The organism is Haladaptatus sp. DYF46 (assembly GCF_021083305.1).
GTDB lineage: Archaea > Halobacteriota > Halobacteria > Halobacteriales > Haladaptataceae > Haladaptatus.
The window spans coordinates 1,286,669-1,304,543 of sequence record NZ_JAJFAY010000001.1; the positions used below are offsets into that span (position 1 = coordinate 1,286,669).

Annotated in this window: 20 protein-coding genes; 7 read left to right on the top strand and 13 right to left on the bottom strand. The window is 65.5% G+C overall.

Annotated features, from left to right (window positions below; all coding sequences use genetic code 11):
* From LJF34_RS07130 to LJF34_RS07150, 5 genes are read right to left on the bottom strand one after another with little or no spacing between them, the layout of a single operon-like run.
* The gene (locus LJF34_RS07130; protein WP_231184175.1) at window positions 1-1,380 is read right to left on the bottom strand and encodes a lysine N(6)-hydroxylase/L-ornithine N(5)-oxygenase family protein; all 1,380 of its coding nucleotides are present in this window, start codon (window positions 1,378-1,380) and stop codon (window positions 1-3) included.
* A complete protein-coding gene (locus LJF34_RS07135; protein WP_231184176.1) occupies window positions 1,377-1,970 on the bottom strand; it encodes a GNAT family N-acetyltransferase in 594 nt (197 codons plus the stop codon). The genes LJF34_RS07130 and LJF34_RS07135 overlap by 4 nt, the downstream gene beginning before the upstream one ends.
* Entirely contained in the window at window positions 1,967-3,754 is a 1,788-nt protein-coding gene (locus LJF34_RS07140; protein ID WP_231184177.1) for an IucA/IucC family protein, read from the bottom strand. The genes LJF34_RS07135 and LJF34_RS07140 overlap by 4 nt, the downstream gene beginning before the upstream one ends.
* Window positions 3,751-5,271 (bottom strand): aspartate aminotransferase family protein, encoded by a 1,521-nt coding sequence (locus LJF34_RS07145; protein WP_231184178.1) that lies wholly within the window; start codon window positions 5,269-5,271, stop codon window positions 3,751-3,753. Before LJF34_RS07145 ends, LJF34_RS07140 begins: the two co-directional genes overlap by 4 nt.
* Entirely contained in the window at window positions 5,268-6,686 is a 1,419-nt protein-coding gene (locus tag LJF34_RS07150) for a diaminobutyrate--2-oxoglutarate transaminase (RefSeq protein WP_231184179.1), read from the bottom strand. The genes LJF34_RS07145 and LJF34_RS07150 overlap by 4 nt, the downstream gene beginning before the upstream one ends.
* A 257-nt stretch (window positions 6,687-6,943) precedes the next feature.
* On the opposite strand from LJF34_RS07150, the gene LJF34_RS07155 reads away from it, so the two are divergent.
* Both LJF34_RS07155 and LJF34_RS07160 read left to right on the top strand, forming a co-directional pair.
* Complete coding sequence (locus tag LJF34_RS07155) at window positions 6,944-7,390, top strand: ester cyclase (RefSeq protein ID WP_231184180.1); 447 nt, start codon at window positions 6,944-6,946, stop codon at window positions 7,388-7,390.
* An 87-nt stretch (window positions 7,391-7,477) separates the two neighbouring features.
* The gene (locus LJF34_RS07160) at window positions 7,478-8,497 is read left to right on the top strand and encodes a DHH family phosphoesterase (protein ID WP_231184182.1); all 1,020 of its coding nucleotides are present in this window, start codon (window positions 7,478-7,480) and stop codon (window positions 8,495-8,497) included.
* A 53-nt stretch (window positions 8,498-8,550) separates the two neighbouring features.
* Here LJF34_RS07160 and LJF34_RS07165 read toward each other — a convergent pair whose 3' ends face one another.
* The 3 genes from LJF34_RS07165 to LJF34_RS07175 all read right to left on the bottom strand — a co-directional run bounded on the left by LJF34_RS07165 (window position 8,551) and on the right by LJF34_RS07175 (window position 9,902).
* Entirely contained in the window at window positions 8,551-9,123 is a 573-nt protein-coding gene (locus LJF34_RS07165; RefSeq protein WP_231184183.1) for a DMT family transporter, read from the bottom strand.
* Window positions 9,124-9,477, bottom strand: coding sequence for a DMT family transporter (locus tag LJF34_RS07170; RefSeq protein ID WP_231184184.1), 354 nt, complete (start codon window positions 9,475-9,477; stop codon window positions 9,124-9,126). It lies immediately after the preceding gene.
* 176 nt (window positions 9,478-9,653) lie between these two features.
* Window positions 9,654-9,902, bottom strand: coding sequence for a hypothetical protein (locus tag LJF34_RS07175; protein ID WP_231184185.1), 249 nt, complete (start codon window positions 9,900-9,902; stop codon window positions 9,654-9,656).
* A 237-nt stretch (window positions 9,903-10,139) separates the two neighbouring features.
* Here LJF34_RS07175 and LJF34_RS07180 point away from each other — a divergent pair, with 237 nt between their 5' ends.
* Window positions 10,140-11,831, top strand: a complete 1,692-nt coding sequence (locus LJF34_RS07180; RefSeq protein WP_231184186.1) for a right-handed parallel beta-helix repeat-containing protein — start codon at window positions 10,140-10,142, stop codon at window positions 11,829-11,831.
* A 9-nt stretch (window positions 11,832-11,840) separates the two neighbouring features.
* On the opposite strand, the gene LJF34_RS07185 is transcribed toward LJF34_RS07180, so the two are convergent.
* The gene (locus LJF34_RS07185) at window positions 11,841-12,224 is read right to left on the bottom strand and encodes a hypothetical protein (protein ID WP_231184187.1); all 384 of its coding nucleotides are present in this window, start codon (window positions 12,222-12,224) and stop codon (window positions 11,841-11,843) included.
* Window positions 12,225-12,339: 115 nt separating this feature from the next.
* Between LJF34_RS07185 and LJF34_RS07190 the strand changes: the two genes are divergently transcribed.
* Window positions 12,340-12,645, top strand: coding sequence for a cupin domain-containing protein (locus LJF34_RS07190; protein ID WP_231184188.1), 306 nt, complete (start codon window positions 12,340-12,342; stop codon window positions 12,643-12,645).
* 19 nt (window positions 12,646-12,664) lie between these two features.
* Here LJF34_RS07190 and LJF34_RS07195 read toward each other — a convergent pair whose 3' ends face one another.
* The gene (locus LJF34_RS07195; protein WP_231184189.1) at window positions 12,665-12,928 is read right to left on the bottom strand and encodes a hypothetical protein; all 264 of its coding nucleotides are present in this window, start codon (window positions 12,926-12,928) and stop codon (window positions 12,665-12,667) included.
* Window positions 12,929-13,139: 211 nt separating this feature from the next.
* Here LJF34_RS07195 and LJF34_RS07200 point away from each other — a divergent pair, with 211 nt between their 5' ends.
* From LJF34_RS07200 to LJF34_RS07210, 3 genes are all read left to right on the top strand, one after another.
* Window positions 13,140-13,610, top strand: coding sequence for a cupin domain-containing protein (locus tag LJF34_RS07200; protein WP_231184190.1), 471 nt, complete (start codon window positions 13,140-13,142; stop codon window positions 13,608-13,610).
* Window positions 13,611-13,686: 76 nt separating this feature from the next.
* Window positions 13,687-14,556, top strand: coding sequence for a DUF3891 family protein (locus LJF34_RS07205; RefSeq protein ID WP_231184191.1), 870 nt, complete (start codon window positions 13,687-13,689; stop codon window positions 14,554-14,556).
* A complete protein-coding gene (locus tag LJF34_RS07210) occupies window positions 14,553-15,221 on the top strand; it encodes a bifunctional precorrin-2 dehydrogenase/sirohydrochlorin ferrochelatase (RefSeq protein ID WP_231184192.1) in 669 nt (222 codons plus the stop codon). Before LJF34_RS07205 ends, LJF34_RS07210 begins: the two co-directional genes overlap by 4 nt.
* Here the strand turns inward: LJF34_RS07210 and LJF34_RS07215 are convergent, their stop codons facing one another.
* From LJF34_RS07215 to LJF34_RS07225, 3 genes are read right to left on the bottom strand one after another with little or no spacing between them, the layout of a single operon-like run.
* Window positions 15,222-16,247: an anthranilate phosphoribosyltransferase gene (locus tag LJF34_RS07215; protein ID WP_231184193.1), complete on the bottom strand. Its 1,026-nt coding sequence runs from the start codon at window positions 16,245-16,247 to the stop codon at window positions 15,222-15,224.
* Complete coding sequence (gene cobA / locus LJF34_RS07220) at window positions 16,247-17,080, bottom strand: uroporphyrinogen-III C-methyltransferase (RefSeq protein ID WP_231184194.1); 834 nt, start codon at window positions 17,078-17,080, stop codon at window positions 16,247-16,249. Before cobA ends, LJF34_RS07215 begins: the two co-directional genes overlap by 1 nt.
* Window positions 17,077-17,772 (bottom strand): DR2241 family protein, encoded by a 696-nt coding sequence (locus LJF34_RS07225; RefSeq protein WP_231185050.1) that lies wholly within the window; start codon window positions 17,770-17,772, stop codon window positions 17,077-17,079. The genes cobA and LJF34_RS07225 overlap by 4 nt, the downstream gene beginning before the upstream one ends.
* Between the last annotated feature and the right edge of the window lie 103 nt (window positions 17,773-17,875).

Consider the following 17,875-nt stretch of genomic DNA (forward strand, 5'->3'; position numbering starts at 1 on the left):
TCAGTCCTCCTGTGTCGGTGTCGCGTGTTCGTCGTCCAGTCGTTCGCTGTCGGGCGCTTTCGAGCAGAATCGTTCGACGGAGAAGTCCTGAAAGACGGTGTCCTCGTCGATCGGATACCGCTCCTCGCCGAGCAGCGACTCGATGATGACCGAGTTTCGCTGGCAGCCTAACCCGAGGTCGGGCGTTCCGACGCCGTGGCTGTACAGGTCGCCGTTCTGGACGAACAGGCGGCCCGCGCCGTCGAACTCGATTTCGTAGTTCTCGTCGACCCGAAGTCGGCCCTTCGCGTCGCGGGCGATTCGGTCCTCGATTCCGGCGAGGAAGGGCGGCTTCGGGCGGTGGTAGCCGGTTCCGAGAACCACCACGTCGCTCCGGTGGGCGAAGCGTTCTTCCTCCTGCCACTGTTCGCAGGTCAGGCGGTAGCCGTCGCCCGTCTCCTCGATGTCCTCGACTTCGGTCATGGCGAGCATACCGACGTCCGGGTCGGCGTCGCCGATGGAGCGCTCGTACAGCAGGTCGTAGATTTCCTCGCTCGTTTCGGGGTCGATTCCCTTGTACAGCAACCCCTGCTCGGGCACGAGGGCGTCCTTTCGTTCCTGTGGCAGGTCGTAGAAGTACTCGGTGTACTCGGGCGTGAAGTGCTGGAGTCCGAGTTTCGAGTACTCCATCGGGAAGAAGCCCTCCGAGCGCGTGAGCCAGTCGAGTCGATACCCCGCCTCGGGTCGGCGTTTCAGCAGGTCGAGGAACACCTCGGCGGCGCTCTGGCCCGACCCGACGACCGTGATGGCCTCCGCATCGAGACAGCGTTCCCGCCGGTCGAGGTAACTGGCGGTGTGGAACACGTCCTCGCTCGGGTGCCCCTGTAGCGCCTCGGGAATCCGCGGAACGCTCCCGACGCCGACAACCACGTTCTCCGCCCGGTATTCGACCGTCTCGCCGATTTCCGGGTCGCGTGCGGTGACGTGAAACGCCGCTTCGTCCTCGTCGTAGCGAACGTCGGTCACGCGGCGGCTGAACGCCGTGTTTCCGACCGTCTCGGCGACCCACTTGCAGTAGTCGTCGTACTCCCGGCGGGGCACCTGAAACGTCTCGTAGAAGTAGAACTCGTAGAGACGGTCCGTCTCCCGGAGATAGTTCAGGTAGGTGTACTCGCTCGTCGGGTCGGCAAGGGTAACGAGGTCGGCGAGGAACGGCACTTCGAGGGTCGCGTCCTCGATGAGCATCCCGCCGTGCCACTCGAACTCGGGTTTCCGTTCGAGGAACAGCGCGTCGCTCTCGGTGTCCTCCAACAGGGCCGCCAAGCCGAGGTTGAACGGCCCGAGGCCGACGCCGACGACGTCGTAGACGTCGTCCGTCGAGTTTTCCGTACCGTCCGTCATCCGGCCAGCACCTCCGACTCGAACCGCTCGCGCTCACAGACCATCAGCAGGGCGTCCTTTTCCTCCAACGAGAGTTCGTGGCGGGCCTCGAACCCGCACGACTCGAAGACGTGGATGACCGTCTCGTTGCGAACGTCGGGTTCCGTCACGACGCGCTCGGTCTCGTCGTGGCGGAACTGGAACGCCGTCATGGCCCGGAGCAGGGGTTTCGCGTAGCCGTGCCCGAGAAACTCCGGGACGCCGATGAGCAGGTGGATGCCTTGGTCGGCGGGTTCGGCGTCGTAGTGGGCCGCGAGGTCGTCCTCGGCGGCCCAGTACGATTCCCAGTAGCTCATCGGGACGTGGTCGAGGTGCCCGACGTAGAGCGTCTGGTGGCCGTCGGCCAGCTTTTCGGCGAGCCCGCGTCTGAACTCGGGAAGCGGGTCGTCCCACTGCCAGTACGGCAGGACGTGCGGTTCGTTGAGCCAGCGGTGGAGGCGGCCGAGGTCACGGTCCATCGTCGCCTGCCGGAACGAAATCGTCTTTTCCACCGCCGCGTCCCACGTCTGGAACTCGTAGTCCGACGCCACGATTCCGGCGGGACCGGTCATGGTTTCACCTCCAGTTCCGTCACGAGCGGGTTGCGTACGTCGGAATAGACGGACTGGTTTTCGAGCGTGCCGGTCAGTTCGTCCATGCCGTGGAACCGGGTGAGCAGGTTCGCCTTGCAGGCGAGTCGTCGCTCCCCGAGCAGGCTGGACACCAGCGACGACTCCTCGCGCTCGTACTCCGCAAGTGATTCGAGTTCCTCTCGAAGGAGCGAGAGCAACTCGCGCTCGTCCACGAGTCCGGCACAGCCGAAGGCGTTGACCACCCCGAACGCGTTGTTCAGGATCACGTAGTAACGGATTCGTTCGTCGGCCAGTTCGTCCGAGACGAGCGTGTCCGCGCGCTCGGCGACGCCGGGGAGGAACGCCTCCACCTCGTCCTGCGTCGATTCGACGAAGTAGTAGCCCTGATTATCCCGGTAGCGGAACTCGTCGGGATAGCCGTCTTCGAGGGTCAGCACGCTGTTTTGCTGGTGTGCTTCCAATCCGACGCCGCGGGTCAAGTAGAGCCACAGCACCGGCCGAATCGAGACGGCGAGGTACGTTCGGAACCAGTCCCGACTCACTGCGGCGGTGGACCGGCCCTCCCGCGCCGCGATTTCCTCCACGATGTTGGCGAGACGGGGATTTCCGCCGGACAGAGAGTCCTGACAGAGGCCGACGATGGGCGTCGCGTTTCTCGCGTCGTCGCCGCGGAAGGGGTTCTCGCGCAGGACGGCTTCGAACCCGGACTCGGCCCCATCGCCCGCTTCGACCGTCAGGTAAGCCGGGTCGCGCACCACGTCGAACTCGGGAAAACGCGACCGTAATTCGTCCCCCAGTTCCGTGTCCATGAGTTCGGTGATGGCGACGCCGCGTTCCAGTTCGGGCCGCTTGTTCGTCCGCTCGGAGTTCGTGATGGTGACGGCGAGCGACCCCTTCACCATGAACGACGACTCGGGACTGTACAACGTCCGAACCGACGAGGTGGGGACGTACTCCCGGCCGCGCGGGCCGAGATAGTCGAGTTCGCCGTCTTCCAGCAGCGATTCCACGAACGGCTTTCGGAGCAGGTGCTCGGCCTGCCACGGATGCACTGGAAGCAGCGCGTCGTCGCTCTCGACGTGTTCCGCGACGAACGACTCGGAGACGGTCGGGTCCTCGCGTAGTTCGGATTTCACCCACTCGATCGCGCTCTCGTCCCGCGCCGAATCCTGTGCGACGACGTCGGAAGAGGCCCGGAAGTAGTGGAGCGGGAACGACCCGCGCAGTTCCGGGGCGTACGTCGGCGCGTCGCGGGCCGCGATTCCCTCCCTGCTCTTCGGCGTCGGATGGAGCAGGTGGCCGAAGACGAGCGACTGTTCGGCGTCGGAGAACTCGAAGTCGGTGCCGTACAGTCTATCGAGGTCGTCGGCGCGCGCTTCGACGAACCGCTCCGTCGCTTGCTTGCTCGACAGCACCCGGGCGAGGAACTCGTCGGCGTGGTCATCCGCCCGCTTTTGCGACAGGTCCTTGACGACGAGCGACGCCAGCGTGGCGTAGTCGAGCGTCGTCCACTCGCCGCCCGCCCGGAAGCGCGCCGGGAGGTCGAACAGGTGGCGACCTGTAGGGGATCGGTACGAGAGCGGAACGACGACTTCGACGCCGACGGCCGACAGTTCGAACCGAATCGCGTTCCCGGACTCCGCCGGGGAATCCTCGACGACCTCGTAATCGCCCGTCTCACGGAGATAGGAGTTGAGGAAGGCGTGCGTCGTCGCGGCGGCGGCAACGGCGCCGGGGTCGTCCGTTGCGTTCGGGGGAATCATCGACTCACCCCCGGCGAGACGGCACACAGGGAATCGCCGCGCCGTTCGAGCGTGTCGAGGACGGCGGCGACGTCCGAGAGCGTCGTCCGCGGGTTGAGGAGGGTGAACTTCAGCGCGGAGACGCCGTCGACTTCGGTTCGAGCGAGGACCGCTTCGCCCTCCCGGAGGAGCGACTCGCGTATCGCCTCGTTTATCCAGCCTAACAGGTCGTCGGACAAATCGTCGTGCGGCCGGTAGCGGAACACGACGGCGTTGAGCGATGGTTCGGCGACCAGTTCGAACGAATCGTCCTCCGTGAGCAGGGCCGCGACGTCGTCGGCGAGGTCGATGGTGCCGTCGATGAGCGCGGCCAGTCCGCTCCGCCCGACGGCTTGAAACGTGAGGTACGGTTTGAGTGCGTCGAAGCGGCGCGTCGTCTGGGTGGACTTGGCGACGAGGTTCGGCGCGTTGTCCCCCTCGGGGTTGAGGTAGGAGGCGTTTCGCGCGATGTGTTCGTACCGCGAGCCGTCACGGAGCAGGAACGCGCCACAGCTGATGGGTTGGTAGAACAGCTTGTGGAAATCGACGGCGATGGAGTCCGCGCGGTCGATTCCGGCGAGCCGCTCGCGGTGGCGCTCGCTCGCGGCCAGCGCGCCGCCGTAGGCCGCATCGACGTGGAACCACAGGTCGTGTTCGTCCGCGCGCTCGGCGAGTTCGGCGAGCGGGTCGATGCTTCCGAAGTCCGTCGTCCCGGCGGTGCCGACGAGGGCGAACGGGACCAGTTCCCGCCCGTGGAGGTCCGACAGGGTTCGGTCGAGCGCGTCCGGACACATCCGTCGGTTCGCGTCCGTTTCGACGGTCGTCACGGCGTTCTCCCCCAAACCGAGGTGGGCGGCGGCCTGTTCGGCCGTGAAGTGTGCCTCCTTCGAACAGAGGATTCGCATCGCCTTCGCGCGCGGCGGAAGGCCCGAGCGCTGAACGTCGGTGCCGAAGCGCTCCTCGGCGAACCGCTCGCGGGCGAGCAGGAGTCCGAGGAAGTTGGACTGCGTGCCGCCGCTGGTGAACACGCCGTCCCCGGCGTCGGCGTCGTAGCCGAAGAGCGAACAGAGTTCCTCGACCATCCGCGTTTCGAGCATCGTCGCCGCCGGACTCTGGTCCCACGAGTCCATCGACTGGTTCGTCGCGGAGAGCATCGCCTCCGCGGCCAGTCCCGGCACCGTGGGTGGACAGTGAAGGTGGGCGAAACAGGTCGGGTTCGAGACGTCGACCGAGTGTCGGAGTATCGGTTCGGCGGCCTCGATGGCAGCCGAGAGGCCTACCCCGTCTTCGGGAATCATCCGTTCGTCTTCGAACAGTTCCCGAAGCGATTCCGGCGAACAACCGGAGTAGGGCTTCTCGCCGTCGCCGGCCGAATCGAGGACGGCGTCGGTCGCTTTCGCCATCGCCCGTCGGTAGGCGTCGTCCCCCTCTTCGCTGCCGAGGAACAGCGAGTCCGGGTTCTCCTGTCCCTCTATTTCCTTCGCGTCGGCCTGCGTCATGCCGTCATCACCTCGCGCTCGACTGCGGCCGCAACCGCGTCGTGGAACCGCTCCGCGATGGCGTCGACGTCGTCCTTCGTGACGACGAGCGGGGGAAGGAACCGGACGGTGCCGCCGTGTCGGCCGCCCAGTTCCACGATGAGGCCGCGGTCGAAACACTCCCCGCGGATGGCCGATGCGAGGTCCGGTTCGACGGGGTAGCTGCCGAGTTCGTCCGGTTCCGCCGTCGGGTCCACGATTTCGGCCCCGAGCATCAGGCCGCGGCCGCGAACGTCGCCGACGGAATCGAACGTCTCCGCGGTTTCTTCGAGGTGGTTTCGAAGGCGCTTTCCCATCCGTTCGGCGCGCGCCGGAAGGTCGTTTTCGAGGACGTACTCGATGGTCGCCCGCCCGGCGGTCATCGCCAACTGGTCGCCGCGGAACGTCCCGGCGTGTGCGCCCGGTTCCCACACGTCGAGCGACTCGTCGTAAACGACGACCGCGAGGGGGAGACCGCCGCCGACGGCCTTCGAGAGCGTTACAACGTCCGGAACGATGTCGGCGTGTTCGAAGGCGTAGGTTTCACCCGTCCGGCCGAGGCCGGTCTGGATTTCGTCCACGACCAATGGGATGTCGCGTTCGCGGGTGATGCGTCGAACTTCGCGGGTCCACTCGTCGGGCGCGGGAATCGCGCCGCCCTCGCCCTGCACGAGTTCGAGTACCATCCCGGCGGGGTCGGTGATACCGCTCTCCGGGTCGTCCAGCAGGCGTTCGACGTATCGGCTCGACGTTCGGTGGCCGTCCTCGCCGCCGATGCCGAACGGACAGCGGTAGTCGTACGGATACGGCAGGTGATGCACGTCGGGCATCGTTCCCGGGACGGCGTCCTTCGGGTCGGTGTCGCCCATGAGTCCCAGCGCGCCGTGGGTCATGCCGTGGTAGCCGCCCTGAAACGCGAGGGTGGAACGGTTCCCTGTTGCAGTTTTGACGAGTTTCAGCGCTGCCTCGATGGCGTCCGTTCCCGCGGGGCTACAGAACTGCACGCGCGCTGAGTCGGCGAACTCGTCGGGGAGGCTCCCGAACAGTTCGTCCACAAAGGCGTCCTTCGTCGGCGTCGCGATGTCGAGGGTGTGAAGCGGACCGCTCGCGTCCAACACCTCCTCGATGGCCTGCACGACGACCGGATGGTTGTGTCCGAGCGCGAGGGTGCCAGCGCCCGCGAGACAGTCATAATATTCCGTTCCGTCCACGTCCTCGACGCGAACGCCCTCCGCTCGCTCGATGGCCAGCGGGAGATGTCGGGGATAGGTCCGGGCGTTCGATTCGCGGCGCGCCTGCTTCGCGAGCAGTCGTTCGCTCTCGGGGCGACTCATCGTCTCCCTCCTATCGAACCGAGTCGTATAGCCGTCGCTCTCCGTGTCTGATGGGGCTTCCATGGCTGCATACATGATTTAGGCCGACCTAAACCAACGTAAAAGCTCCGGTTTTTAGGTCGGCCTAAAACGTTGCCTGACGGTACTTTTCATTGGATTTGAATCAATATTTATACGTGAATGTTGGGTTTTTTCTGGGGAAGAATACACGTTTCAGCGTGCGTGACGCGCTCCGCACCGTTGTGACTGTCCCCCATGGAGGAGTTACTCCCCGAACAACACTTTGTACCTCGCCGACGTACCCAGTTCGGGGGAAACACATGGGAGTGAACGAAAACAAGGAGATAGTCAACCGATTCATCAACGAGTTCGTCAACGAGGGGAACGAGGCCGTGGCAGATCAACTGCTCACGGAGGATTACGTCCGGTACGACCCCGATGCGCCGTCCGGCGCGCAGGGAGCGGGCGAGTTCAAGGAGATGATTCGGATGTTCGGGGAGGCGTTTCCCGATTCGGAAGTGAAGATAGAAGAGATGATCGGAGAAGGCGATTTGGTCGTGTTCCGCGGTACCGAGACAGGGACTCACGAGGGCGAATTCGTCGGCCACGAACCGACGGGGGAGACGTTCGAAATAACCGGCCTCGCGATGCACCGCGTCAGGGACGGCCAAATCGCGGAGACGTGGGCCAACTGGGACATGCTGGGGATGATGCAACAACTCGGCATCGTTCCGACGCCCGAGGAACTGACCGAACTCTCCGACTGACCGAAGCGTTCATTTTTCCGTTCGAGGGTGAAACCAACCGGCAACTTCCTGTTTCACACACACGTAGGTGGGTACATGGGGGAGAGAATGGGAGAAGTAGCCGTCGAAGAAGCCGACGAACTCGAAGCCGTATTGGAGGACACTGACTCGCTCGCTATCGTCTGTCACTACCAACCGGACCCGGACTGCCTCGCGAGCGCGTTCGCGCTCGAATGGATCGCCACCCGAAACGGCGTGGACGACACCGCCATCTTCTATCAGGGCCACATCACCCATCAGGAGATTCGGTCGTTCATCGGCATCTTCGACATCGAACTGCACGAAATCGACGAAACCTCCCTCGAGGAGTACGACCTCGTGGCCTTCGTCGATCACTCGATTTCCGGCACCGAAGTCGAGATTCCGCCCGCGGTCACGGCGGACGTCGTCATCGACAACGTGGAACCGCCCGGCGAATCGGACGCCGCGTTCGTTGACACGCGGGACGAGTACGGTTCCACGGCCGCGATTATGGCCGAGTACGTCGCCAACGAGAGCGAGGATCCACCGGAACTGGTCGCCTCCGCGTTGCTCTTCGCCATTCATCGGGAACGGCTGGACGACATCCGCTATCCGACCCGACTCGACTACCAAGCCGCGCTCGACCTGTTTCCGTACGCGGACGTCGACCTCATCGAGGAGGTGTACGGGTCGTCGCTCACGCCGGAGACGCTGGACGCCGTCGGACGGGCCATCCACCACCGAACGATGCGCGGGTCCGTCCTCGTTTCCAGCATCGGACAGACGCCAGACAGCGGCGCGCTTCCGCAGGCCGCCGACTACCTCCTCCGACTCGAAGGCATCAGGACGGTGCTCGTCATGGGGGTGGTCAACGGCGACCTCTGGCTGAGCGCCCGCTCGTTCGACCCCCGTATCGACATCGGGATGATACTCCACGATGCGTTCTCCGAGTTCGGCACCGCGGGCGGCCATCAGGACCGAGCGGGCGGACAGCTATCGCTCGGCATCTTCGCGGACACCGACATGGATTCGGCCGTGATAAACGAGCGTCTCTTCGAAATCGTCGCGGACCGCTTTTTCGGGGCGCTCGCGCTCGAAGAGGACTGATTAGGACGCCACCGACACATGCTCGAACGCGTGCGGTCACTCCGTTCGAGGTGTCACGCGTCGGTTTTCGTCCCGCGCTCCCGAAGTCCCGAGAGGAGCGTCCGCCGCTCCGTCAGCGCGAATCCGACGGCGATGACGAGGAATCCGGCGACGGTGTGCAGGGTTATCGTCTCGCCGACGAGGACCCATCCCGCGATCGCGGTGACGACGGGGACCACGTAGGAAACGAGCGCCGTGCGAACCGCGCCGATTCGCGAGATGAGTTCGAAGTACGCCGAGTACGCGCCGGCGGTCGCGACGATGCCGAGGTAGACGACCGAGAGCAGGAGCGTGGAACCCCACGCGGTCGAAACACGCTCGCCGAGGCCGTAGCTCACGACGTGGAGGAAGAGGCCGCCGAGCAGGAGGCCCCAACTGGTCGTCACGAGCGTCGGCAGCGTCGTCTCGAACCGTCGGGTGAGGACGGTCCCTAACCCGAGACAGGCGGCACCGCAGAGGAGTATCCACGGGCCGATTCCGCGCGCGGAGAGGAGTGTATCCGGGTCGGGATTGGCGACGATGGCGACGCCGAGGATGCCGAGGCAGACCCCGAAAACGGAGAGGGGAGACAGTCGCTCGCTCGGCAACTACAGCCACGCGAACAGCGTCGCCAAGATGGGGTTGAGCGCGAACACCACGGCCGCAACTGCGCTCGGCGTAGATTCCTGTCCGAGGAACAGGAAGGCGTTCGTCCCGGCGGCGACGAACAACCCCGCGGCACAGACGGTCACCCAATCGCCGGTCGTCTTCGACCGCCAGTCGTCGTACCACGCGACGACGGACGGGACGAGGACGACGGCCGCGATGTCGAGGCGACTCGCGGCGAAGAACACCGGCGGGAGGTTGTGCAGGCCGACGGAGATGGCGACGTAGGAACCGCCCCACGCCAACGCGACGTACGCGAACAGCGCGGCGACGAAACCGGAGCGGGAACTGGGCACGTTCGTCCCGACAGGACGGACGGATAAAGCGGTGATGACGCGGGCGAGGGTGGCCGGTAGGTCGGGAGAAGGGATGACCGGAGCAAGCGGTCAGGGGTCAGAACTGGTCGGAACGTGTGTGCTCTAAAAAAACGACGACGGTGTGGACGGCACACCATCGTCCTGTATCGCAACGATCAGTGGTTTTCGGGACAGTTCAGGTCGTCACTACGTTGTTCCAGTTCCCGTTCCGGTACGGGCTGGACGTTCGTCGATTCGTCCCGGTTTCGGTTCTTCCGGGTCGCGATTCGTTCCGCGCGTTGCTTCCGAAGCCCGTGCAGAACGACCTCCATCCCTTCCGCTTTCGTGATGACGACGACCGCGTATCGTTCGTCGCTCGGGCGCGTACTCGCCGCGCCGCGCGGGGGATGGCGTTGTGTGGACATAGTTACCTTCCGTTGTACCCGTGTTTGTTCTATCGCACGATACAAGCGGGATTACTCCACACTCATTCAAAAGAATTGAGGCCCTACTGCCAATCGTTTGGGACTTTTTCAATAAAATTGGCGATGTGTCGTCTCATTTCCCTGTTGCATGTCGTGGACCGTCGCGGTTCGTCGTGGAGATAGTGTCGTTCTCGGCCACAAATCAGTGGGTGTTCGGCGTCGTCCGTATCGTGGAGAATGCCTGACATTCCACGACGACGGGTGCTGGGGGGAACCGCTGGGCTTGCGTTCGCGCTCACGGGGTGGGGCGCGGGCGACGGCCGCGCGAACGACACGCGACGAATGCGAACGATTGCCGACTCCGTCGTCACCACGACGGACGAACTCGAATCGACGTTCGAAAACCTCTCGTCCGGCGAGACGGTCCTCATCACGGCGAAAAACGCGCCGTACCGGACGACGGGATGGCTCGACATCGACGCGGACGACGTGACCGTCGTCGGACCGGGCGTGCGGACGCTGATAAAATCGGCCCCAAGTGCCAACGCCGGCGGGTTTCGCATCGGCCACCGTCGGCACTGCTCGAACGTCACGATTCGGGGTATCGGCTTCGACGGCAATCCCGACGAACAGAGCATCTTCACGAAGCTCTGCCACGGCATCGTCGTGAAGGACGCGGAGGACGTCACGCTCGCGGGGAACTACGTGACCCGAACCCACCCGTACCACGAACACAGCACGGGCGGGAGCGGCATCAGCGCGGAACCCGCGAGTCGGAACGTTCGGATCGTCGGCAACCGAATCGAGGACATCGGCGACAGGGGGATACAGGTCGGGGGGACGCGGGTCGTCGTCGCTCGAAACGTCGTCACGGACGGCCTCGACCGCTCGATCTCCTGTGACGTGTGGCGGAACGGCCGCCACCGTCAGGGCGGGAACATCGCCGTCATCGGGAACGTGCTGGGGAACAACCCTGAAGGGAGTCTGGTCGGCATGGGCGGCGACGACCTGACGGACGGCGGCGGCTACGTCGTCATTTCCGACAACCTCGGGTTCGGCCACCACAAGTCGTTCTGCCACCTCGGTTTCGAGGGGACGGTCCGGAACGTCCGAATCGACGGGAACGTCAGCGTACAGGAACGGCGGGACGATTACTCGGGCATCTCGCTCGACATCGAGCGCGCCGAACACGTCACCGCAGTGGACAACGACCTGTACGGCTACGGCGGCCGGGGAATCAACGTCAGCGAGGGGATATCGGACTTCGTCGTCTCGCGAAACCGGATTCGAAACGTGGCGAGCGACGGCATCAGAATCGCCGGTGCGGAGGACGGCGTCGTCGCCCGAAACACGGTTTCCGGCACCGGCCGGACGGGCATCATCCTCGAAGCGGCGCGGTACGTCGCCGTCGAAGGGAACCGCTTCCGGGACCTCGAACGGGTCGGCATCCTCGCGGCGGGCGGCGAGACGTTCCACGAGATCAGCGACAACCACGTCCGCGGGTTCGCGACCGGGAAGGGCCACGAGGCCGGAATGTTGATTCAGAGCGAACGAAACCTCGTCCGACACAACCGAATCTACCGCAGCGGCGGCCCGGCGATCGTGGAGGGCAACGGCGCGAACAACCTCTACGACGGGAACTGGTCGGACGCGAAACGACCGTGGCACATCCGAAGCGCGACGTCGCGCGTCCGCGACCACACCCCCGCTTTCGACGTCCACCGCGGAGTGAGCGTCGACGGGTCGGGACGCGCGACGGTGGAGTTCGAAAAACCGTACGCCACGCGGCCGAAACTCTCGTTCGGGCGGGTCGGCGGGGGGGTTCGCGGCGTCTCCTACCGCACCACGAACGACGGCGATTTCGACGCGGCGCGACTCACCGTGGCGTCGCCGGACTCGACGGTGGACGTGTTCGTCGAACCGGTCTGAGTTTCGTCCCTACTCGTCCGCCGCGGGCGCTCCGGCAGTGAGGCGAAGGAAGACGATGCTCCCTTCGGTTTCCTCCTCGGGTTCGTCCCACCTGTCGCGGTCGGTGGGGTGCTGGTAGAACAACTCCGGTGGAACGTGAACGCCCTTGCCCTGCGGTTTCTCGGGCATCAACACGTAGTGGCCGTCCCGCGAACCTCGCAGGTGGACCCGATAGTAGATTTCCCCGTCCCGCGCCGTCCGTTCCTCCGCGACCCGTTCGACGGTGAACTCCCGCGGGGTTCGGAGCGTTCCGGTGTCGGTGCCGACCGTCACCGAATCCCCGCGCCGAAGCCGATAGAGTACCGACAGCAACCCGCCTCCCCCCGCGTTTCGTGCGTCTTCCAGTGCTGGCATGCCGTACTAGAGGTTCCGCGCGAGCATAAACAGACGAGTGGTCGAACGTCTCGGAGAACCCCGAACGCTCCCGAGAGCCCCGAACGTTTCTGGCGGTGGAGGACGAACGGAAGATATGAAACGGACGACCACGGAAACCGGTGACTGGTTCGACGTACTGCTCGAAACGGAGCGAGCGCAGGCCGCCTCGATGGTGCTGTCGCCCGGCCAGTCCACCGGCGGACCGGAGAACCGACACGAGGGGAGCGAGCAGTGGCTGTTCGTCTCTTCGGGAACCGGCGAGGCGACCGTGGACGGGGAGTCGGTCGAACTCTCGGCGGGCGACCTCGTCTGCATCGAAGAGCGGGAAACACACGAAATCACGAACACGGGCGACACGCCGCTCGAAACGCTCAACCTCTACGTGCCGCCGGAGTACTGATCGAATGGGACCGGAGGGACTACAGGCGCTCGATTTTGATGAACCGTCGCGCGGCGCGAGAATCGTCTGACGCCGGTTCGAACAGGCTGTTGAACGACGCGTCCGGGTCGGCGCGAAGGCGGGCGAAACAGTCCTGACAGACGGTCGCGGAGTCGGCGGACGATTGCCGGGTCGTCACGCCGGCGTCGATTTCGGTGCGGACGACGCGGAGCACGGCCTCGTCTCGACAACGCGAACAGCCGTCAGGCGATTCTGAGCGGTTCGATGGCGTCTCTGGAGTCATCGCTCGTTCACAGCACGAGCCTTCGCCGCAATAGTATGCGGTCCGTACCGGACGGGAGCGAGGTGATAGCGACCGCCTACTCGCCACCTACTGTCGGGAAACTGCCCGACGAAAGGGTGATAGTCGGAATACGCCTAGCGTCGAGTGGGTACGAACACCGCGGCTTTTTCGTTCCGCGTGACCCACTGCGAGCGACGACGAGAGGGAAACCATGGCAGTACAATCGCGAGACGAGGACCTACGACCGGTCCGACTCTACCAGTTCGAGGGGAGAGACGTATGGCAAGAAGGGGACGAACACGCGCGGCTACGGGGCTACTTCCCGTTGTCTCCGGGGACGCCGGGCGCGGGAGACGTTTCGGGGGAGGACCTGATGATGGTCTGCATCGAACTCGAACCCGGAAACTACCTCCCGACGCACCGCGACAGCAACGAGGAGTTGCTCCACGTGACCACCGGAACGGTGGAAGCGACGGTCGGAAAGACGACGATGGAACTGACGGCCGGTGAGATGACGCTCGTTCCGGTCGACGTGCCACACAGCATTCGAAACGTGGGAAGCGGGACGGCGCACGTCCTCGGAATCTTCCCGAACGACGAACTGACATCGACGTTCGAGAAACCGCTGGAACCGTTCGGCACGGCAGTCCTCACCATCGGTCCCGACGCAGACACCGAGTGAATCGAGAAACGAGAGCCGACTCGCTACTTGCGTGTCGGCACGCGCTTTTATCCCGGTTCCGGACCAATTCCGGGCCATGATACTCGCCGACGCGGAGGACCACTATCGGTTCATCACGCAACCCGACCACGCGAAGGTGGCCGGGGAGTTCGCCGAACACTGGGGGAACGAGACGTTCGACCCACCAGACCCCTACGCCGCGATGGTCCTCGTGGCGGACACCCACGACGACGGGTGGTGGGAGTACGACCGGCGGCCCCACCTCGAAAACGGCGACATCGTGGACTTCCTCAGCGTTCCGGCGGAGGCGTGGGTGACGTTCTACGACGACGGCATCGACAGCGTCGTCGAGTTGAACGAGTACGCCGGACTCGTGGCGTCCATGCACGGGTCCGGCCTCCGCCGCCGTCGCTACGGCCTGTCGTCGTCGTGGCCCGACACGCCGTCGGCCTTCGAGGAGTTCGTGGACCGCGAGGAGCGGCGACAGCGACGACTCGCCGACGGGTTGTACGAGTCGGGCGGCGGTGAGGAAAATGACGGACGTGACGACAGAGAGCGACTTTCGGACGCCGACATGGACCTCCTCACCGCGATCCACGAGCAGGGCGAACCGCCCGAGGGAACCGAAAGCGAGCTGTGGCGGAACTACGAACTCCTGCAAGTCTGGGACTTCCTGTCGCTCGTCCTCTGCACCAGCGAGTGGCCCGAGGAGACGGCCATCGACTCGGTGCCGAAATCGGCGGATGACGAGGACGTATCGATGACGGTGACGCCCGTCGGCGACGACGAGTTCCGACTCGACCCGTACCCGTTCGACGAGTCGCCGCTCACCGTGTCCGTGCCCGCGAGAATCGTCTCGAACGGGGAGTACGACAGCGAGGCCGCCCTGCTCCGGGAGTACTACGCCGGGGACCACGAGACGATCGAGTTCACCCTCCATCGATGATTCCGCTGTTACACGACTTTCGAGGCGAACGCGTCCTCGTCTTCGGCGGCGGCCGGGTCGGCTACCGAAAGGCTCGCCGTTTCGCTCGGGAGGCGGACGTCCTCGTCGTCGCGACGGGATTCGCGGACGAACTCGAATCGCTCTCCGAGGACGAAACCGACGAACGGAGCGGAGGCGTCTCGCTCGTCAAAGCCGCCATCGACCCGGCGGACGCCGAAACGTGGCTCGACGACGCCGCGCCCGCGCTCGTCGTCGCGGCGACGGACGACGCGGCGCTGAACGAAGCGATCGAGCGGGCGGCGAGAGAGCGCGGAACGCTGGTGAACCGGACGGACGAAAGTGGCGGACGCGACGCGGGAAGCGTCGTCGTTCCGGCCACGGCCCGCGACGGCGACGTGGTCGTCGCCGTCGGAACCGGCGGGCGGAGTCCCGCGGTGAGCCGCGAACTCCGGAGGCGAATCGAACCCGTGGTGGCCGGTGCGGAAACCGTTACCGCCGTCACGGCGGACCTGCGGGACGACCTGAAACGGCGGGAAATTTCCGCGACGAAGCGCCGGAACGCCGTCCGTGCGGTCGTCGAATCGGACGCCGTCTGGGAGGCGGAAAGCGAGAAACGAGCGAGAGAAGAGGCGGAGCGAATCGTGGAGCGAGTCCTCGGAACCTGATCAAGCGTCGAACTGCCGGAGGGCGACGAGACGGTCCTCGGCGGACCCGTCGGCGAGCACGTCACACGCTCGTTCCACGCCGTCGTCTATCGATTGCACGTCGCCGCGGGCGTACAGACGGAGCGCGGCGTTGAACGCGACGGCGTCCGCGAGGTCGTCATCGGCCTCGCCTGACAGGACTTCCTCGGTGATTCGCGCCGAGTCGCCCGGCACGTCGTCCACGTCGAGGGCGTCGCCGTCGAACGCCATCTCGTGTCGGTCCGTCTCGATTTCCGCGCCGTCCCACTCGACGTACGTCGTGTGTCCCGGTCGAACGTCGTCGTAGCCTTCCAGTCCCTGAAACATGAGGACGCGGTCTATCTCCTGCGTTCGACTCTCCGAGAGCGTGTTGATGACGCGCTCCCCGAACGTCGTGTGGAAGAAGCTCCCGAGGTGAACCGACGCCTCCGCCGGGTTGGCGAGGGTTTCCACGGTGTTGACGAACGTCCGCACGCCGAGGGCGCGCCTGTCGTCTTCGAGGGCGGCCACGGCCGGGTTGAACCGCGCTTGGTCGTAGAAGCCGAAACCCACCTCGTCGGACATCTCGGCGCTCGTTTCGGGGTCGAGGTCGATGTCCACGCCGAGTTCGGAAAGGACGTGTCGATAGGCACACCCGTCGCTCATGGGCACGCGGTCGCCGCTGTGGACGACGACGGGGGTTCCGGCGGCCGCCGCGACCAGTCCCGAGGCGACGCCGAGGAGTGCCGTCCTCGACTTCCCGTCGTAATTCGCGCCACAGTCCACCGGGTCGCAGTCCGGGGCGACGGAGACGGTTTCCTCGACCATCGCGTCCACGAACCCCGCGAGTTCCTCGGGCGTGTTCCGTTTCCAGCGGTTCGCCACCCAAAAGCCGCCGAGCGCGACGGGGGAGACGTCGCCGGAGAGGATTTCACCGAAGGCGAACTTGGCCTGCTCGTAGTCCATATCGTCGGCCGACTTCGGCCCCGAACCGACGTGTCCGACGAGGTCCCGGAAGTCGTGCCCCATCACTCGACACCTCGCTCCGAGACGACGGCGTCCGCGAACGACGGAACCCCGACGGACGGCGTTCCGTCGAGATACTCCACTACGCGGTCACGAACGGCCACGACGTCACCGACGACGGTGACGGCGGGCGGTTCGATGCCAACTTCGTCCCGTCGGTCCACGATGGTGTCGAGCGTGCCCGTCACGGTGAACTCGTCCTCGCGGGTCGCCCGTTCGACCATCGCGGCGGGGGTGTCCTCCGGGACGCCCGCCGAACACAGCGCGGCCACGTTATCCGGCAGTCGGCGGACGCCCATCAGAATCACGAGCGTCCCGCCCGCGCGAACCGTCGCGGCGAGTGCGTCCCAGTCGAGGGCGCTTTCGGCCTTCGTCGGGTCCTCGTGGCCCGTGACAACGGTGACACAGGAGGCGTGTTCGCGGTGCGTGACGGGAATCCCTGCGACGCCCGGCGCGGCCACCGCGCTCGTGATGCCCGGCACGATGTCGAAGTCGATTCCGGCGGCCGCGAGGTGTTCGGCCTCCTCGCCGCCGCGCCCGAAGACCGTCGGGTCGCCGCCCTTCAGTCGAACCACGTCCTTTCCCTCGCGGGCCAATCGGACGAGCAGGCGGTTTATCTCCTCCTGCGTCGTCCGCTCGCCGTCCGGGCCGGGGCGTTTGCCGACGTACATTCGCTCCGTCGAATCGGGACAGGAGTCGACGATTCGGTCGTCCGCTAAATTGTCGTGACAGACGACGTCCGCGTCGTCCAGCAGTTTCCGCGCCTTTACCGTCAGCAGTTCCGGGTCGCCCGGTCCTGCACCGACTAAATAGACTGTTCCAGTGTACATACTCACGTTTCGCCTCCGCATCGTTTCGCGCTCCGGTACCGCGCTCGGTAGCCCTCGAGGTCGTTCGCGGCGCTCGTTTCGTTCGGTTCGCCGGTTTCCGTTCCGTTCGATTCGCTCGCCTCTATGTCGCGGAACTCCCGCGCGGCGGCGACGAACATCGAACACGGTTCCCGGCACGGAAACGCGCCGTCCCCGCGCGGAACGTCGATTTCGTCGTCGGCCGTCGCGTCCCACTCCCGACGGGCACAGCACTGCTCGTCGACGCAACACGCTTCGACGGCGTAGTCGAGCGCGTCGCGGTCGAGGTCCCCGACGTCCGCGTAGATGCCCGTCTGCCGGGCCGCCGTCTCCCGGAAGTGGGTCACGTCGAGTTCCCCGTTCTCCTCCCGATACCAGTTCGCGATAGAGGCCGGGTAGACGAACCCCACCGCTCGCAGGAGGTCGGGTGCGTCGAGGTCCGACAGCACCCATCCCGACGGGAGCGTGGCCGCCGTCGCCAGCGGTCGGTACTCGCCGTCGTCGGTGAACCGCACGGCGTCCCGCGTCTCCGTCGGGTCAGCGTGGGAATCGAGGTCTTCGAGGTCCGCGTCGCGGTCGTCGACGTGTCGCAGTTCGTACCGGCGTCCGCGGTCGGTTTCCGTGGCCGCGACGGAGAGTTGGCCCCACGTTTGCGGCGAGTCCTCTCGTATGCAGGCCAAAAACGCGTCGCGGGCCGCCGCGGCCTCGCTTCGCTCGCCCTTGACGTCACCGCTCGCTCCGTCCGTGTCTCCGGTCGGCGCTTCATCGGTTTCGACCGCGAGG

Excerpts from the sequence above, each read along its gene's own strand:
- LJF34_RS07130 (WP_231184175.1), bottom strand. The coding sequence starts at position 1,380 with ATGACGGACGGTACGGAAAACTCGACGGACGACGTCTACGACGTCGTC.
- LJF34_RS07135 (WP_231184176.1), bottom strand. The coding sequence starts at position 1,970 with ATGACCGGTCCCGCCGGAATCGTGGCGTCGGACTACGAGTTCCAGACG.
- LJF34_RS07140 (WP_231184177.1), bottom strand. The coding sequence starts at position 3,754 with ATGATTCCCCCGAACGCAACGGACGACCCCGGCGCCGTTGCCGCCGCC.
- LJF34_RS07145 (WP_231184178.1), bottom strand. The coding sequence starts at position 5,271 with ATGACGCAGGCCGACGCGAAGGAAATAGAGGGACAGGAGAACCCGGAC.
- LJF34_RS07150 (WP_231184179.1), bottom strand. The coding sequence starts at position 6,686 with ATGGAAGCCCCATCAGACACGGAGAGCGACGGCTATACGACTCGGTTC.
- LJF34_RS07155 (WP_231184180.1), top strand. The coding sequence starts at position 6,944 with ATGGGAGTGAACGAAAACAAGGAGATAGTCAACCGATTCATCAACGAG.
- LJF34_RS07160 (WP_231184182.1), top strand. The coding sequence starts at position 7,478 with ATGGGAGAAGTAGCCGTCGAAGAAGCCGACGAACTCGAAGCCGTATTG.
- LJF34_RS07175 (WP_231184185.1), bottom strand. The coding sequence starts at position 9,902 with ATGTCCACACAACGCCATCCCCCGCGCGGCGCGGCGAGTACGCGCCCG.
- LJF34_RS07180 (WP_231184186.1), top strand. The coding sequence starts at position 10,140 with ATGCCTGACATTCCACGACGACGGGTGCTGGGGGGAACCGCTGGGCTT.
- LJF34_RS07185 (WP_231184187.1), bottom strand. The coding sequence starts at position 12,224 with ATGCCAGCACTGGAAGACGCACGAAACGCGGGGGGAGGCGGGTTGCTG.
- LJF34_RS07190 (WP_231184188.1), top strand. The coding sequence starts at position 12,340 with ATGAAACGGACGACCACGGAAACCGGTGACTGGTTCGACGTACTGCTC.
- LJF34_RS07195 (WP_231184189.1), bottom strand. The coding sequence starts at position 12,928 with ATGACTCCAGAGACGCCATCGAACCGCTCAGAATCGCCTGACGGCTGT.
- LJF34_RS07200 (WP_231184190.1), top strand. The coding sequence starts at position 13,140 with ATGGCAGTACAATCGCGAGACGAGGACCTACGACCGGTCCGACTCTAC.
- LJF34_RS07205 (WP_231184191.1), top strand. The coding sequence starts at position 13,687 with ATGATACTCGCCGACGCGGAGGACCACTATCGGTTCATCACGCAACCC.
- LJF34_RS07210 (WP_231184192.1), top strand. The coding sequence starts at position 14,553 with ATGATTCCGCTGTTACACGACTTTCGAGGCGAACGCGTCCTCGTCTTC.
- LJF34_RS07215 (WP_231184193.1), bottom strand. The coding sequence starts at position 16,247 with ATGGGGCACGACTTCCGGGACCTCGTCGGACACGTCGGTTCGGGGCCG.